Origin of the sequence: Anaerococcus kampingae, from assembly GCF_046365475.1 — a bacterium.
GTDB lineage: Bacteria > Bacillota > Clostridia > Tissierellales > Peptoniphilaceae > Anaerococcus > Anaerococcus kampingae.
In genome coordinates, this window is record NZ_JBGMEF010000018.1 from 231,917 (window position 1) to 246,390 (window position 14,474).

The window sequence follows — 14,474 nt, forward strand, 5'->3', positions numbered from 1 at the left end:
GATAAAAATCATCTCCATTTTTATTAATCTTACTCAGCGTCTTCTTCAATAGATCCAAGTAAATCTTCTGAACCTTGTGCTGATAGAGCTTGTGCAAGCATATCTCCAAGGTTGTTATTTAGGTCATCATCACCAAATGATGAAGAAGAATTATCTTTTTCTACTTTTCTTCTTGGTCTATCGTTAGTTCTAGCTTGTCTTCTTGGTTTTCTTTCTGGTCTTTCTGGAGCTTCCTTTAAAGCTTTAATGCTAAGACCGACTTTTTCATCTTCAGTATCTATTGAGATTATCTTTACTTCGATTGTGTCACCAACTGTAAGCTCATCAGATGGTTTTTCAACGTGATCCCAAGAAATTTCTGAAACATGAACAAGACCTTCTACACCATCAGCTACTTCTACAAATGCACCAAAGTCAAGTAGGTTTACTACTTTTCCTTCAACTACATCACCAACTTTGTGGCTATTTACAAAACTTTCAAATGGTTTGTCTAGAAGTTGTTTGCGACCTAAAGATATTCTATTTTTTTCTTTATTTAGTTTTAGGATTTTAACTTCGATTTCATCATCAACATTTAGTACATCTGATGGGTGTTCAACTCTTGTCCAAGCGATATCTGAAACATGAAGTAATCCGTCAAGTCCGTTAACTTCTACGAATGCACCAAAGTCAGTTAATCTTGCTACCTTACCAGTAACAACTTGGCCTTCTTCTAAATCTTCCCAAAGGTCATCAAGTTCTGCTTCAAGTACATCTTTTCTAGATAGAACAAGTCTATTTTTTCTTTCATCGATGCTGATGATCTTAAGATCCCATTCTTCACCAACAAATTTCTTAAGATTTTTTACAAAGTAAGTTGCTATTTGGCTAGCAGGTACGAAACCATTTACACCATTAACTTCAACAGTTAGGCCACCCTTGTTAAAGCCAACAACTTTACCATGCACTAATTCGTCATTTTCAAACTTTTCAGCAAGTTCTTTCCATGCTTTCATACCTTCTACTCTTCTAGTAGATAGGCTAACATTACCTTCACCATCATCAAGTTTGATAACGAATACGTCTATATCATCACCAACTTCAAAACTGTTTTTAGGATCTTTTTGTTCCTCTTCAGTCATTTCGTCTAGTTTAACAATACCATCTGCACGATATTGGATATCTACAAATACCTCATCATCTTTAACATTGATTACTGTACCTGTGATCACCTCTTTAGGGTAAATCTTCTTTAAACTATCCTCTAGACTGTTCATAAATTCTTCTTTTGTGAATTCATCCATACTACTTACTACCTCCTTAATAATCGAATCAGGCGTAGATGCACCTGCGATTATTCCTAATTTTTTAAATTTAGAGAGCTTTTGCAAAGGTAGATCTTTAACAGTTTCAATCCTTAAAACATTTTTACAATACAAACTAGCTACTTGATATAGCTTGTTTGTGTTAGAACTATTAAAACCACCAACTACAATCATACAATCTACAGAAGCCGCTAATTTTTTAGCAGATTCTTGCCTTAATTTTGTAGCATTGCATATTGTGTTTTCTATTACTACACTATCATTATTTTCTTCTAACTTGTTAGCAATATTTACAAAAAATTCAAACCTATTTGTAGTCTGGCTAACTACATATAGCTTCTCATAATTCTTAATATTTTTTGCTTCAGTCTCATCTGATATTACTATACCATTGTTTATAAAAGATTCCATAGCAATTATTTCTGGATGCTTCTTATCTCCAACAATTATTACCTGATAACCTTCTTTTTCTTTTGTTTCAATCTTCTTATAAATGCTATTTAGCACTGGACAAGTTGCATCATAAAGCTCGTTGCCATTAGCAATAAGCTTATCTTTGAAGCTTTTATCTTCACCATGAGCCCTTATCACTATCAAAGAGTCTTTGATTTTTAGAGCCTGTTCATGATCAATAACTTTTAGTCCTTTTTTTTCAAAATCCGCCACTAATTGTGGATTATGGATTAAAGGACCTAATGTATATTTATCCTTTTTTGCTTCCAGAGCTTTCTCAGCAAGTTCTACACTTCTTTTTACCCCAAAGCAAAAACCAGAATTTTCTGCAATAATAATTTCCATTACTTACTCTCTTTCAATTCTTTACTATGTTCATATAAATTTATGAAAATGTGGTCAGAAATTTTTTCCATTGCTTCTTTATTTTTTAATGTTGAATACTTTTCTATCTTAATTGGTTCTTTAACATAAATATCCACCCTAGAAAATAGCTTATAATTTGTAACAATCTCTATTGGCAAGATATCAGCCTTTGCTTTCAAAGCTATGAATCCAACTCCCTCTTTCATGTTTTCCCTATCAATAGTTTTAACCCTAGTACCTTCAGGGAAAATCCCCAGTGTATGGTCTTCCTTAATAAGGTTTATGGCATGTCTTAAGGCCTTTAGGTCATTTCCTTGTCTATCTACTGGAAACATTCCTGCTTTTTTTAATAAAGTTCTAAGTACAGGGATTTCAAAAAGTTCTTTTTTTGCCATAAAATAAAATCTTATAGGTAAGGATATAGCAAGGAAAAAAGGGTCAAGATTAGACCAGTGATTTGCACATGCTATAAAATTTGCATCCTTTGGTATAAATTCCTTACCATGAACGTGGATCCTATAAAAAGGAAAAAGTAAAATCCTTACAAGTATAACCAAAAAGTTATAAAACATCAGTTTTCTCCACATACGAAAGTATCAATTCAATTGTTTGGTCAATATTAAGTTCTGAGTTATCAATTAATATTGCCCCTTCTGCTAGCTTTAATGGAGAAATTTCTCTATGGGAATCATAGTCATCCCTCTTTATAATTGCCTTTTCAATCTCTTCTATACTTAGTTCTGATTCACCCTGATCAAATCTTCTTTTAGCCCTCGTTAGGGCAGACGCAGTTAAGTAAAATTTATATTTAGCATTTGGAAATACTACACTTCCTATATCCCTACCATCTAGGATGAAAGATGTATTTTTAGCTATTTGTCTTTGAAGGTCTACCATCTTCTCCCTAACATAGGATTTGGCTGAAACCCAAGAGACATTAGCTGTAATTTGATCATTTCTTAGGTCTTTAGTGACGTCACTTCCTAAAAGATACAATTTTTCATCCTTAAAATCGATCTCTATTTCATCAATTAATCTTATTAAAATCTGATCATCAGTTTTTTCATCCATACCCTTATCTAAGAAAAACTTAGTAACAGCCCTATACATTAGGCCTGTATTTAAGTATTCTATTCCTAATTTTTTAGCTAAAATTTCAGAAACAGTTGATTTTCCAGAACCACTTGGCCCGTCTATCGCTATTATATATGTCATATCCTCTCCCTTATATATTGTGAGCAAGCATAAGCTGTAGAAAAGTAGATTTGAAGATTGTACCCTCCAGTAAGGCTATCTATATCAAGGATTTCGCCTACAAAAAATAAATTATCAATTTTTTTAGACATCATGCTGCTTGGATTTATTTCAGATAAGTCTACCCCACCCCTGGTAACAACTGCTGATTCATAGCCGCCAAATTTAAGAAAATTTAGCTCGAATTTCTTTAAATTTTCTATTATTAGCATCCTCAAGTCCCTACTAAGCTCACTCGCCCTTAGGTCTTTATCAATTTTAAGTCTTTTGACCAATTACCCCTACTAAGCTATCGTTGATTATAGATTTTAGAATATTTAGAATAGATTTTTTGGGATTTTGATTTATTAAATCAAGTAAAAGGTCGTCTAATTCATTATAAGTGTATTTTGTAAAAAAATCTATATAAATATGATTTACCTTGTCATTATCAATTAAGGAACTTGCCCTTAGGACTACTGGTCCTGTTATAAAATCAGAATTTATTAATATATCTCCAACCTGATATACTGAATTTTCATCAGACTCCAGGCTAAGGCCTACATCTTTTAGAGATAGGGCCTTGATATTAAGTTTATCTTTAATGAAGATAGGAACCAGCACTGGACTAATTTTGCTAATATGGTGACCAAGTTTTTTGCATAGGTCATATCCTAGTCCATCTGATCCAGTTTTAGGATACGACTTACCTCCAGTAGCTATAACAAGACTATCAAATTCAAATTTATGATCATCAGTTTTGACAATAAACTTTTTATTCTTCTTAATATCTACAACTTTTGTATTTGTTAATAAATTTATACCTAAGTCGTTTATTTTTTTATAGAAAAAGTCAATAAGGCTTTGTGACTGTTGGGATTTAGGAAATACCCTCCCATCTTCTTCTGCTATTGTTGCAATGCCTTCATTTTCTAAAAAGTCTATCAAGTCATAATTATTAAATTTAGCATAGGAAGAGTAGACAAATTTTTTATTTCTTACAACTTTATCGAGGAAATCCCCATCATATGACATGTTCGTGATGTTGCACCTTCCTCCACCTGTCATCTTGAGTTTCATACCTATTTTAGAATTTCTCTCAAGTATGTATACTTCATTATTTTCATTTTTTGCAAGGATAGCTGTCATAAGCCCAGCTGGTCCAGCTCCGATTATTCCAATTTTTTTCATATAATTTTTCCCACAAAAAAAGATAGTTGCCTACCTTTTAACTTTTTTAACAAAGAGCATTTCTTCTTTGTCAAAGTATTTATAGTCTTTTTCTTTAAGATTAGATAGGCTAATATCACCTATCCTTATTCTTTTAAGCCTTTTTACACTGCTATGAAAATATTCAAACATTCTTCTTATCTGTCTATTATATCCCTGATGAATTATAACTTGATATTTTTTATTACCGATTAGTTTAATATAAGCATCTGATGTATGTTCACCATTTCCTATATCTAGACCTTGCATAAAAAGATTTTCTTCTTTTTTGCTAAGGGTTTTATCAACATCTACAATATATTCTTTGTCTAGTTTGAATTTAGGATGAATAATATTATTGGTGAATTCCCCATCATTTGTAATAATCAAAAGACCTTCGCTATCTTTATCAAGTCTTCCAGCAGCATAAAACCTCTTATCAATTTCTAACAAGTCATTTAAGTCTAATTTATTATAAGGATCAAAATTAGAAGTTATATAACCAACAGGCTTATATAGTTTAATATAAAATTTCTCTTCTAACTCAAGTAATTGACCATCGATTGTAACCTTATCAGTATCTTCTACTTTAAATCCTGGCTCAGTTATTAAGTTATCATTAACCTTTACTCTACCTTCTTTGATTAAGTCGTCTGCTTTTCGTCTAGAAGTAAAGCCTGTATTTGCTATATATTTATTTATTCTCATTATCATCACCAATCTTTATTTCAGGTAAATCTTCTAGTGAAGATATAGAAAAATATTTTAGAAACTCATCTGTTGTGCCAAATATTATTGGTTTTCCTATCTTATCTAACCTTCCCTTTTCAACAATTAATCCCCTATCAAGTAGTGAATCAATTGTCGATTGAGAGTTAACTCCCCTTATTTTATCTATTTCCGCCCTTGTAATTGGTTGCTTATAAGCAATTATAGAGAGGGTTTCTAAGGTTGAGTTAGTGAGTTTTTTTTCTGACTTGGCTACTAATTTTTCTAAGTATTTATCAGTAGACTTTCTTGTAGAAAATTGATAGGTATCACTATATTTTCTAATGATTAGGCCAGTATTTTTGTTATTTCTCTCCTCAATAGATTCCTTAAGGGCAGTTTTTATGTCTTTTTTATCAATATCAAATAATATCTTTGATAGGTCAGCAAAATCTAGGGGTTCACCCCAAATATATAAAATTTCTTCTATGAGTCCTTTAATTTCGTCAACTGTCATTTTCCCTCTTAACTATTTTAAATGAATTAATATCTTCTTGACTTAAATATATCTCTTTAAGCTTTACCATTTCTAGAAGAGCTAAGAAAGTTGCTATACATTCAGCTTTTGTATTGATCCTTTTTGTTATATCGTTTAACTTTAATTCTTTAGAAAAATTCAGTGTTTTCCTAAGACTAATTAGGTAATCATTAACATCTGGCATTATCTCTTGCTCAAATATTCTGGATTCAGATTTTTCTTCATTTTTTAGTCTATTAAGAAGCTTTTTAAATTCTCTTGAAAGGATATCTATATCTTGATTAATGATTATTTCATCTTTTTCAAAGCTAGTTAAATCTTCTTGAAATTTAACATGTATTTTACGAGCTTCTTCTTCTAAATACTTGAAATCATCTTGGACGGACTTGATTTTTTTATACTCAATTAGATATGCTAAAAAATCTTCTTCTAAGCCTTCATTTTCCTCTTTTGGTAAGAGCTTGTTTGCCTTAATTGTTAAAAGAATAGATGATGTGTATATAAACTCAGAAAGAGAAGGCAAATCTATATTCATTTTAGCTACTTCTTCTAAAAATGGACTTGTTATATCTTCAATCTTAACATCATATATATCAATCTTTTGTTTATCAATTAGCTTTAATAAAAGGTCAAAAGGCCCCTCAAAGGCCTCTAGTTCAATATTAAGCTTCATTTAATAACTTTATACAATATAAGATCGCTATAATTGTTTTGGCATCTGTAATTTCACCATTTTCCACCATCTTATATAATTCTTTTATCTCGATTGCGCATGCTTCGACATTCTCATCCTCATCTTGCTCAAGACTTGATTTAACTAAATCTTTAGCTAAGAAAAATGATAATTTATCATTTGTAAATCCTGGTGAAGCATGCATATCAAATAAGTAGGAAATAGTTTCTGGTAAATATCCTACTTCTTCTTGTAATTCTCTTTTAGCTGTTTCTATAGGCATCTCACCCGGATCAACTAATCCTGCAGGAATCTCTAAGGTTATTTTATCAATTGCCTTTCTATATTGTTTTACCATCCAAATCTTGTCATCACCGTCAAATGCTATGATACCAACACCTTTTTGGTGATCAACTATCTCTCTTTTAGAATACCTTTTATTTTCAAGCTCTACGGTTTCAACTCTTAATTTAAGTATTTTACCATCATAAATTGTATCTGACTTAATGGTTTTTTCATAAAATTTTTGCTCATTCATTTCTTAATTCCTCCGCCATCTCCAAGATTTCTCTTGCTGACTTTTTAGTAGTTTCAGTTATATCAACACCCGCAATTAACCTTGCTATTTCAAGAGTTCTTTCTTCCCCTTTTATTGATTTTGAGTAAGAAATAGTAGCATCTTTTTCATCTTCTTTACAAACCAGTATATGGTTATTAGCAAGTGAAGCTAGCTGTGGCAAGTGAGATATAGCTATTACTTGTCTTTTCTTAGATAAATCTAAGATTTTTTCACCAACAACCTGTGCTGTCCTTCCACTTATTCCAGTGTCTATCTCGTCAAAAATCATCGTATCTATATCATCAAAACTTGCAAAAACTTCTTTAAAGGCAAGCATTATTCTCGAAATCTCACCGCCTGATGCTGTCTTGGTTAAAGATGATGGGTTTTCTCCTTTATTGGTTCTAATCAAGAAATCTACATCATCATAACCTTTTTTATCAATTAAATCAGTCTTCTTAAGCTCAACTTTAAATTTACCATTTTTTATATTTAATTCCACAATTTCTTTGTTGATTGATGACTCAAGTTCTTTTATCTTTTTAACTCTAATAGCATGTAACTTATCAGCCTTATCTAGCATTTTTTTATCTATATCTGCTATTTTAGAGTCTATATTTATTCTTAGGTCTTCAATTTGATTGAGCTCATCCAGGCGGTCTTTCATTCCTTCATAATAAACTTTGATATCATCTATGCTATTGCCATATTTCCTCTTAAGATCAAAGAGTTTTTTATTTAAATCATCAAGCACTTGTAATCTTTCTGGATCAGTGGACAAAATTTCTACATAGGAATCAGCTTCTGAATATATATCGTTAAGTTGATCTGATATTGATATTAGTCTGTCATATATGTCCTCAGATTTTTTATCTATACCTACATAATTTGATATTGAAGAAGAAGCTTCATTTAATAAACTACTAATAGATGGAATTTGATAATCATCAGAGTCAATGATTTCAATCATTTGATAATAGCTGTCTCTCAAACTTGATATATTTGATAGCCTCTGATATTCACTTTCTATTTCATCTTCATCTAAATTAAATAAATCTATGGCTTCAATCTCTTTTATTTGATAATCAATAAGATCTCTTTCCCTGCTTAACTCTTCATCGGTTAAGTCTAAGTCTTGAAATTTTCTTATAAATTCTGTTTTCTCTCTATATAATTCTTTCAAGGAATCTCTTAAAGACTTAGTTTCTTTGTCGTTTTGATAAGAATCTATTAAGTTTATATAATTAGACTTATTCATATAGACGTTGCTATCACCTTGTCTATAGATATCAATTAAAAATTCCCCTATATCTTTTAAGATATTTAAATTTGAAAGTCTACCATTTATCCTTATCGATGATGACTTATCGCTTATTTTTCTGGTAATAATAAGCTTGTCATCATCAAAACTTATATCTTTATTCTCAAGATATAATTTTTGATCTTCATCTATGATAAATACTGCTTCAATAATTGTAGTGTCCTTAAATTTGCCGATAATATCTTTGCTAGCCCTCTTTCCTAAAAGCAAATTTATTGCTTCAAGTATAATGGACTTTCCTGAACCAGTCTCGCCAGTTATTACATTAAACCTATCCTCAAAAAATATATGATCTTTTTTGATTATTATAAAATTATCTATATAAAGCTCGGCAAGCATTATTTTACAAGATCTCTTAATTCTTCTACTAAATCGTCAATAGTTTTTGAATCTCTTGGAGTAATAAAAATTGTGTCTATACCTGTTACGATACCTCCAACATTTTCAAGCTTTGCATTAGTAATATATTGTCCGCAAACAGTTGCACAGTAAGATATAGTTTTTATTACTACAAGTTGAGAAGATTTTTCTACTGATAGGACTGCTTCCTTGAAAATTTTTTCAATTCTTTCTGTAAGTGTGTCATAAACCGCATCAACTACTGTGTATTTATATTCGTAGTCATCACTTTGAACCTTGGATATTCTAAGTTCTTTTATATCCCTAGAGATTGTAGCCTGGGTAGCATTTACTCCTTGGTCTCTTAGAATCTCAGATAATTGACTTTGAGTTTTGACATCATTATTTTGAATAATATCTAATATTAATCTTTGTCTAGTGTATTTTTTCATAATATCCCCTAATAACTTCGTTTTGATAAATAATCTATAAGATAAGTTAAAAATTCGTTATGGCTAAAATTAGAAATAGCATCTCTTGCATCTTTGTTAATTGAATCAAGAAGATTAATGGCTTCTTCTTTAGTCATTATATTGAGTATATTTAGTTCATCATCATATGTATCTTCAAGTAAATCATCTTGTATTTGGAAAGCTAGGCCTAGGTTTTCAGCATATAATGAAAGAAGCTCTATTTGTCTATGGCTAGCCTTTGCTGAAAGTGCAGCCCCAATGCATGCTGCCTTGAAAAGGTCTGAGGTTTTCTTGCTATAAACCTCCAATAAATAGGACTTATCTACCTTGATATCTTTCCTTAAATCCAAGATTTGGCCCTGAATCATTCCCCTTTTAGAGGCTCTTTCCATTATATACTTACTAGATTTAAGATATGTATTGTTAATAATAGCAACATCAAATAAAATAATAGCAGCTTCATTTAAAAGAGCATCTCCAGTTAATATAGCTAAGTCTTCACCATATTTTTTGTGAAGGCTCTCCATCCCCCTCCTATAGTCATCATTATCCATGGCAGGTAAGTCATCATGGACCAAAGAATAGGCATGAATTAATTCAATAGCCAAGGCCATTTTATAATCTTCCTCACTAAGGGAGCTTGAAAACATTTTCTTACTTTCTAGATACAAGCTGGCCCTTATTCTTTTGCCGCCATCTGCTGCATAGGTCATTGTTTCATTAATAAGACCTTTTTTGGGAAAGTAAGATCTTACTCTTTCATCTATGTCCTTCTTATTATTATTTAATATTTTAATAAATTCTTCTTTATTCATCACTATCAATTATTTCTACCTTAGCCCTATAGTCATCTAAACTTGCTTCTAACTTCTTATAGAGTTCTTTAGCTTCTTTATAAAGTTTTACACTCTTATCTAAGTTATCTTTGTTATTTTCTATTTCTTCTAATAGGCTTTCTATTTTCTTATAATTTTCTTCAAATGATTTATCCATCAATAATCCTTGCTATTACTTCTCCATCGCTAAATACAAGTTTTACAAGATCATCAGCTTTAAGTGAATGTTTAGAAAAAACCAATATATTATTATGTTCAATTTGTATATGTTTTTTTGAATATTCAATAATTTTTTCTACTGCCTTTAAATTAAAGGAAAGGCTTTTAAGCTTATGATCATTGTAAACAAAATTATCCCTAATTGTTTTCTCAATTCTTACGCCTAAACTAGAAATCTCTTTGGATTTAGCGTCTAAGATTAGCTTAGGATTGCTAATATCGATTCGTTTTTTTAGAAATTTTAATTTTAATTCATAATTTTCTAATATATTTTCTATGTCTTTAGTTCTTTGTTTGAATAAATTTTCTAAATTTTTGTGGTAGTCTTCATAGAAGCTTATTAGGTAAGAACCTGCTTCTGTCGGTGTTTGAAGGCTTAAATCACTTGCTAAATCCGATAGAGTTCTATCAATATTATGGCCGATTGCTGAAATAATAGGTGTCTTCGCTTTATTTATGGCCTCTATAACTTCTTTATGATTGAAGCTTGAAAGGTCTTCATTTGACCCTCCACCTCTTGTTAAGACAATAACATCAAGATCTAGTAAATCTAATTTATTAATTCCTTGTGCTATTAAGCCCGGAGACATATCTCCTTGAACCTTTACAGAATTTAAAAATATTTTTATGTCATTAGGTCTTGAATTAATCATTGATATAAAATCTACAATTGCAGCCCCATCTTTTGATGTTATTAGGCCTATTTTTTTGACTAATTTATCTATTGGCTTTTTATTTTTTGGGTCGAAATAGCCTTTTTTTATAAATTCTTCTTTTATTTTTAAAAATTCAAGATAGGTCTTGGAAAGACCTTCATCTTCAACTTCGCTAGCAATTATAATTAGTCTTGAAGAGAAATTATTATAGGATAAGCTACCTCTAACAAGAACGTTCTTTCCTGGTTCAAAGTCAAAGGTTATATCCTTATCCTCATAATAATATATTACACAGTCTATTAAATCTGAGTCTTCCTTTAGAGAGAAGTACAAGTGTTGGTTATTGATTCTAACATTTGAAAGCTCTCCACTTATAAAAATTCTTCTAAAAATAGGATCGTGTTTAATATTTGATTTTATATATTCATTAAATTGCTTAACTGTTAGAGGTTTTTTCATTTTTTATCTTTTCTAACGATGTCACCTAGTACTTTATTAATAATCTTATACTCATCATTTGATGTATATTTTTTCGCAAGATCAACAGCTTCATTAATTGAGACTGAGACTGGTATATCTAAAAAATATATTTCATTTATTGAAAGAAATATTATAGACTTTGCTACCTTGCTTATGTTAGAGTATCTAGCAGATAGGCTATCTTCAAGCTTTGCTACAATCTCATCATAATGTTTTTTATATGAATCTATAGATTTAATTATATAAGTTTCATTCTCACTTAGGTCATGATTTTGAAATAAATCATTATTCTCTTTTATATCGTTAATTGAATCTTGGAAGATAAGCTTAAAAACCCACTCCCTCTGTTGTCTTCTGTTCATCAAATTTCTAATCTATTAACGTTAATATTAACCCTACTAACTCCAATGCCTGTCATTGTTTCTATTACATCTTTGACATTTTTTTGGACTTTTTTTACGGTCTTTCTAACGTTTATATTTTTGTCTAGGGATAAATTTATGTCTATTACAAGATTACCAGCTATTTTTCTGATATTTGTCTTGGTAGCCTTGCTTTGTAGTGAATGCATAAATCCTTCTTCGGAGGTATCTTCATATACTCCATAGACTTCCTCAGCAGCTGTGGTTGCAATTTGATCTAGAATTTCATCAGCAATTTTAACTGAACCATCTTTAAAATTATTAGTCATCTAATACTCCTATACTCTAGATAGATACTCTCCACTTCTTGTATCTATTTTGATCACATCACCTTCGTTTACAAATATTGGCACGTTTATAACTGCGCCAGATTCAACTGTTGCAGGTTTTGTAACATTTGTAGCTGTATCACCTTTTACACCTGGTTCTGTTTCTACTACCTTAAGCTCTACAAAGTTTGGTGGATCAATTGAAAATGGTTTGCCTTCATAAAATTTAATAAGTACACTGTCATTTTCTTTTACATAAATTATTGCTTCTTTAACTGCTTCTTCTTCTATACCGATTTGTTCAAAGCTTTCTGGGTCCATAAAATAATATAGTTGACCATCATTGTATAAATATTGCATTTCTTTTGTAGAAATTACGGCATTTTCAAATTTTTCATTAGGATTAAATGTTACATCCTTTGCTCCACCATTCATTACTGATCTTATTTTGGTTCTAACAAATGCTGCACCCTTACCTGGTTTTACGTGTTGGAAATCTACAACTTGATATACATCCCCATCATATACAAATGTTACACCTTTTCTTAAATCGTTAGCTGATATCATAATTCCTCCTTGGCTATATTCTTACATTATTATACCATATATAAGAGCTAATTGAAAATTTTATTCATCTGCTTTTATCATTTTACATATAAGAATGATGTATTAAATCAAGCTTATAAGTATAATAAATAAAAAGAGGTGCATATGAAAAAACTTGCTATAATCTCAGAGTTTAATCCTTTCCACAATGGTCATAAATATTTGCTTGATAAAGCTAAAGAAGACTTGGCATGTGACTTAGCCATTTCTTTTATGAGTGGTGATTTTGTTCAAAGAGGTGAAGCGGCTATCGTTGATAAATTTACACGAGCAAAAACTGCTGTTGAAAATGGTTTTGATCTAGTAATTGAAATGCCTAATTTCATTAGTTTACAAGCCGCAGAATTTTTCGCCTTAAAATCTTTAGAAATTCTAGATAAAATGGAAATTGATTACCTATGTTTTGGGATTGAAAGACTAGATGAAAGAGATTTTTTAGATAAAGCTAAAATCGTAATAAATAATGATAACTTTATTAATCAAGAGCTTAAAAAGTACCTTGCAAATGGTATATCCTATACAAAAGCCCTTAACAGTGCTATTTCTAAGCTTGTAGGCGATGATTTTATTTCAGCCAACAATATTTTAGCTCTCGAATATATGAAGGCAATTGATAAATTAAAGTCTAAAATTATCCCATACCCAATTTGTAGAGTTGGAAGCCTTAATAAGGATAAAACGATTAATGATAAATTTTATGCCTCATCTACTGCTATTAGAAATAATATTTCCAGCGATATAAGTAAGCTTATGCCTAGAACATCTTTTAAGAATTTTTCCAATTTTTTTAAAAATTATAATAGAATTAACGATGAGTTTTTCTATAAAATTTTTACCTATAAGCTAATTGTTGAGAAAAAAGCTATGACAGATATTATCGGTTATGAAGAGGGGATTGAAAACCATCTAATAAAACTTGTAGATAGAAACAGGACTTTTGATGATTTTATTAATGAGGCCACAAGTCTTAGGTATACTAAATCAAGAGTAAGAAGGCTTATCCTTAATTATATTCTTGATAATAGCTTTAAACTTAATTATATAGATATTCATTTTATAAGAATATTGGCCTACAATAAAAAGGCTACCAAAATATTTAATAATTTCAATGATAAGGTTGATATAGTTATAAATAAGGCTGATTCAAAAATATTGGATCAGAATAATTTTAAAATTTATGAAAAAATGATAAATTCTTCCAATCTCTATAATCTAGCTATTGGAAGAGAGATAAATTATGATTATATTCATAATAATAAACCTTTTAAGTAAAAAAACGTCCAAGCAACATAATTATTATGTCTTGGACGTCTTTAATTACTTATTTTCTAATAAATTATTTCTAATTTTTTCTAATTGTTGAACAAGGCCGCTAAAGTTATCTATAGAACCTGAGAATAGTTTATCTACATACTCATATGATTGAGCCTTGATATGTTTAGCTTCAGCAGCTGCTTCTTGTAAGATTCTATCAGCTTCAGCCCTAGCTTGTTGAGTAATTTCATGTTCACTAACCATTCTTTGGAATTGGCTTTTCGCTTGTTCCTTGAAATTTTTAATTTCACCTTCAGCTTGATTTAATCTACTATCAGCTTCATTGCTTGCTTCGGATAAAATTCTTTCTTTTTCATCTGTTACCCATTGAGCCTGTTTGATTTCTTCTGGTAAAGAATCTTTCATCTCATTAAGTACATCATAAATTTCATCAGGATCTACTGCTACCTTTTTTGAAAATGGTACAGAGCTTGCTTCTTCCATTATGTCTTCCATCTCGTAGATAAGATCAGTTATTTTGTTTGCCATACTTCCT

The 14,474-nt window shown here is 30.4% G+C and carries 19 protein-coding genes; 1 reads left to right on the forward strand and 18 read right to left on the reverse strand.

The genetic code is table 11. The features are described 5' to 3' along the window. Window positions 1-29: 29 nt before the first annotated feature. Genes ACCQ42_RS04970 through efp form a run of 17 tightly spaced genes read right to left on the reverse strand, consistent with a single transcriptional unit; the run spans window position 30 to window position 12,625 of the window. On the reverse strand, window positions 30-2,102 hold the full coding sequence (locus ACCQ42_RS04970; RefSeq protein WP_410035528.1) for a bifunctional 4-hydroxy-3-methylbut-2-enyl diphosphate reductase/30S ribosomal protein S1: 2,073 nt from the start codon (window positions 2,100-2,102) through the stop codon (window positions 30-32). Next, window positions 2,102-2,710 (reverse strand): lysophospholipid acyltransferase family protein, encoded by a 609-nt coding sequence (locus ACCQ42_RS04975; RefSeq protein WP_410035529.1) that lies wholly within the window; start codon window positions 2,708-2,710, stop codon window positions 2,102-2,104. The genes ACCQ42_RS04970 and ACCQ42_RS04975 overlap by 1 nt, the downstream gene beginning before the upstream one ends. After that, the gene (cmk, locus tag ACCQ42_RS04980; RefSeq protein ID WP_410035530.1) at window positions 2,685-3,338 is read right to left on the reverse strand and encodes a (d)CMP kinase; all 654 of its coding nucleotides are present in this window, start codon (window positions 3,336-3,338) and stop codon (window positions 2,685-2,687) included. The genes ACCQ42_RS04975 and cmk overlap by 26 nt, the downstream gene beginning before the upstream one ends. After that, a complete protein-coding gene (locus ACCQ42_RS04985) occupies window positions 3,335-3,652 on the reverse strand; it encodes an NAD(P)/FAD-dependent oxidoreductase (RefSeq protein ID WP_410035531.1) in 318 nt (105 codons plus the stop codon). Before ACCQ42_RS04985 ends, cmk begins: the two co-directional genes overlap by 4 nt. After that, window positions 3,636-4,547 carry an aminoacetone oxidase family FAD-binding enzyme gene (locus tag ACCQ42_RS04990; RefSeq protein WP_410035532.1) on the reverse strand — a complete coding sequence of 304 codons (912 nt, stop codon included), beginning with the start codon at window positions 4,545-4,547 and terminating at the stop codon, window positions 3,636-3,638. The genes ACCQ42_RS04985 and ACCQ42_RS04990 overlap by 17 nt, the downstream gene beginning before the upstream one ends. A gap of 30 nt (window positions 4,548-4,577) precedes the next feature. Next, window positions 4,578-5,273: a pseudouridine synthase gene (locus tag ACCQ42_RS04995; protein WP_410035533.1), complete on the reverse strand. Its 696-nt coding sequence runs from the start codon at window positions 5,271-5,273 to the stop codon at window positions 4,578-4,580. Next, a complete protein-coding gene (gene scpB / locus ACCQ42_RS05000; protein WP_265213862.1) occupies window positions 5,260-5,790 on the reverse strand; it encodes an SMC-Scp complex subunit ScpB in 531 nt (176 codons plus the stop codon). Before scpB ends, ACCQ42_RS04995 begins: the two co-directional genes overlap by 14 nt. Then, on the reverse strand, window positions 5,780-6,484 hold the full coding sequence (locus tag ACCQ42_RS05005) for a segregation and condensation protein A (protein WP_265213860.1): 705 nt from the start codon (window positions 6,482-6,484) through the stop codon (window positions 5,780-5,782). Before ACCQ42_RS05005 ends, scpB begins: the two co-directional genes overlap by 11 nt. Next, complete coding sequence (locus ACCQ42_RS05010) at window positions 6,474-7,022, reverse strand: NUDIX hydrolase (RefSeq protein WP_265213859.1); 549 nt, start codon at window positions 7,020-7,022, stop codon at window positions 6,474-6,476. The genes ACCQ42_RS05005 and ACCQ42_RS05010 overlap by 11 nt, the downstream gene beginning before the upstream one ends. Continuing rightward, window positions 7,015-8,703 (reverse strand): DNA repair protein RecN, encoded by a 1,689-nt coding sequence (gene recN / locus ACCQ42_RS05015; protein ID WP_265213857.1) that lies wholly within the window; start codon window positions 8,701-8,703, stop codon window positions 7,015-7,017. The genes ACCQ42_RS05010 and recN overlap by 8 nt, the downstream gene beginning before the upstream one ends. Next, entirely contained in the window at window positions 8,703-9,155 is a 453-nt protein-coding gene (locus ACCQ42_RS05020) for an arginine repressor (protein ID WP_106460333.1), read from the reverse strand. Before ACCQ42_RS05020 ends, recN begins: the two co-directional genes overlap by 1 nt. An 8-nt stretch (window positions 9,156-9,163) precedes the next feature. Continuing rightward, the gene (locus ACCQ42_RS05025; RefSeq protein ID WP_410035534.1) at window positions 9,164-9,991 is read right to left on the reverse strand and encodes a polyprenyl synthetase family protein; all 828 of its coding nucleotides are present in this window, start codon (window positions 9,989-9,991) and stop codon (window positions 9,164-9,166) included. Beyond that, complete coding sequence (xseB, locus tag ACCQ42_RS05030) at window positions 9,984-10,169, reverse strand: exodeoxyribonuclease VII small subunit (RefSeq protein WP_106460334.1); 186 nt, start codon at window positions 10,167-10,169, stop codon at window positions 9,984-9,986. The genes ACCQ42_RS05025 and xseB overlap by 8 nt, the downstream gene beginning before the upstream one ends. Next, window positions 10,162-11,346, reverse strand: a complete 1,185-nt coding sequence (gene xseA, locus ACCQ42_RS05035) for an exodeoxyribonuclease VII large subunit (protein ID WP_410035535.1) — start codon at window positions 11,344-11,346, stop codon at window positions 10,162-10,164. Before xseA ends, xseB begins: the two co-directional genes overlap by 8 nt. Continuing rightward, window positions 11,343-11,729 carry a transcription antitermination factor NusB gene (locus tag ACCQ42_RS05040; protein WP_106460336.1) on the reverse strand — a complete coding sequence of 129 codons (387 nt, stop codon included), beginning with the start codon at window positions 11,727-11,729 and terminating at the stop codon, window positions 11,343-11,345. Before ACCQ42_RS05040 ends, xseA begins: the two co-directional genes overlap by 4 nt. Continuing rightward, window positions 11,729-12,058, reverse strand: a complete 330-nt coding sequence (locus tag ACCQ42_RS05045; RefSeq protein WP_410035536.1) for an Asp23/Gls24 family envelope stress response protein — start codon at window positions 12,056-12,058, stop codon at window positions 11,729-11,731. The genes ACCQ42_RS05040 and ACCQ42_RS05045 overlap by 1 nt, the downstream gene beginning before the upstream one ends. 9 nt (window positions 12,059-12,067) lie before the next feature. Then, window positions 12,068-12,625: an elongation factor P gene (gene efp / locus ACCQ42_RS05050; protein WP_106460338.1), complete on the reverse strand. Its 558-nt coding sequence runs from the start codon at window positions 12,623-12,625 to the stop codon at window positions 12,068-12,070. A gap of 144 nt (window positions 12,626-12,769) precedes the next feature. Between efp and ACCQ42_RS05055 the strand changes: the two genes are divergently transcribed. Continuing rightward, complete coding sequence (locus ACCQ42_RS05055; protein WP_410035537.1) at window positions 12,770-13,936, forward strand: tRNA(Met) cytidine acetate ligase; 1,167 nt, start codon at window positions 12,770-12,772, stop codon at window positions 13,934-13,936. Between the two features lie 45 nt (window positions 13,937-13,981). Here the strand turns inward: ACCQ42_RS05055 and ACCQ42_RS05060 are convergent, their stop codons facing one another. Next, entirely contained in the window at window positions 13,982-14,467 is a 486-nt protein-coding gene (locus tag ACCQ42_RS05060; RefSeq protein WP_106460340.1) for an ATPase, read from the reverse strand. Window positions 14,468-14,474: the final 7 nt, after the last annotated feature.

What these genes read in the sequence shown, in the direction of transcription:
- ACCQ42_RS05025 (WP_410035534.1), bottom strand. Translation starts at nt 9,991, where the DNA reads ATGAATAAAGAAGAATTTATTAAAATATTAAATAATAATAAGAAGGAC.
- scpB (WP_265213862.1), bottom strand. Translation starts at nt 5,790, where the DNA reads ATGACAGTTGACGAAATTAAAGGACTCATAGAAGAAATTTTATATATT.
- cmk (WP_410035530.1), bottom strand. Translation starts at nt 3,338, where the DNA reads ATGACATATATAATAGCGATAGACGGGCCAAGTGGTTCTGGAAAATCA.
- efp (WP_106460338.1), bottom strand. Translation starts at nt 12,625, where the DNA reads ATGATATCAGCTAACGATTTAAGAAAAGGTGTAACATTTGTATATGAT.
- xseA (WP_410035535.1), bottom strand. Translation starts at nt 11,346, where the DNA reads ATGAAAAAACCTCTAACAGTTAAGCAATTTAATGAATATATAAAATCA.
- ACCQ42_RS04990 (WP_410035532.1), bottom strand. Translation starts at nt 4,547, where the DNA reads ATGAAAAAAATTGGAATAATCGGAGCTGGACCAGCTGGGCTTATGACA.
- ACCQ42_RS05060 (WP_106460340.1), bottom strand. Translation starts at nt 14,467, where the DNA reads ATGGCAAACAAAATAACTGATCTTATCTACGAGATGGAAGACATAATG.
- ACCQ42_RS04995 (WP_410035533.1), bottom strand. Translation starts at nt 5,273, where the DNA reads ATGAGAATAAATAAATATATAGCAAATACAGGCTTTACTTCTAGACGA.
- ACCQ42_RS05055 (WP_410035537.1), top strand. Translation starts at nt 12,770, where the DNA reads ATGAAAAAACTTGCTATAATCTCAGAGTTTAATCCTTTCCACAATGGT.
- xseB (WP_106460334.1), bottom strand. Translation starts at nt 10,169, where the DNA reads ATGGATAAATCATTTGAAGAAAATTATAAGAAAATAGAAAGCCTATTA.
- ACCQ42_RS05005 (WP_265213860.1), bottom strand. Translation starts at nt 6,484, where the DNA reads ATGAAGCTTAATATTGAACTAGAGGCCTTTGAGGGGCCTTTTGACCTT.
- recN (WP_265213857.1), bottom strand. Translation starts at nt 8,703, where the DNA reads ATGCTTGCCGAGCTTTATATAGATAATTTTATAATAATCAAAAAAGAT.
- ACCQ42_RS04975 (WP_410035529.1), bottom strand. Translation starts at nt 2,710, where the DNA reads ATGTGGAGAAAACTGATGTTTTATAACTTTTTGGTTATACTTGTAAGG.
- ACCQ42_RS05040 (WP_106460336.1), bottom strand. Translation starts at nt 11,729, where the DNA reads ATGAACAGAAGACAACAGAGGGAGTGGGTTTTTAAGCTTATCTTCCAA.
- ACCQ42_RS05020 (WP_106460333.1), bottom strand. Translation starts at nt 9,155, where the DNA reads ATGAAAAAATACACTAGACAAAGATTAATATTAGATATTATTCAAAAT.
- ACCQ42_RS05010 (WP_265213859.1), bottom strand. Translation starts at nt 7,022, where the DNA reads ATGAATGAGCAAAAATTTTATGAAAAAACCATTAAGTCAGATACAATT.
- ACCQ42_RS04970 (WP_410035528.1), bottom strand. Translation starts at nt 2,102, where the DNA reads ATGGAAATTATTATTGCAGAAAATTCTGGTTTTTGCTTTGGGGTAAAA.
- ACCQ42_RS05045 (WP_410035536.1), bottom strand. Translation starts at nt 12,058, where the DNA reads ATGACTAATAATTTTAAAGATGGTTCAGTTAAAATTGCTGATGAAATT.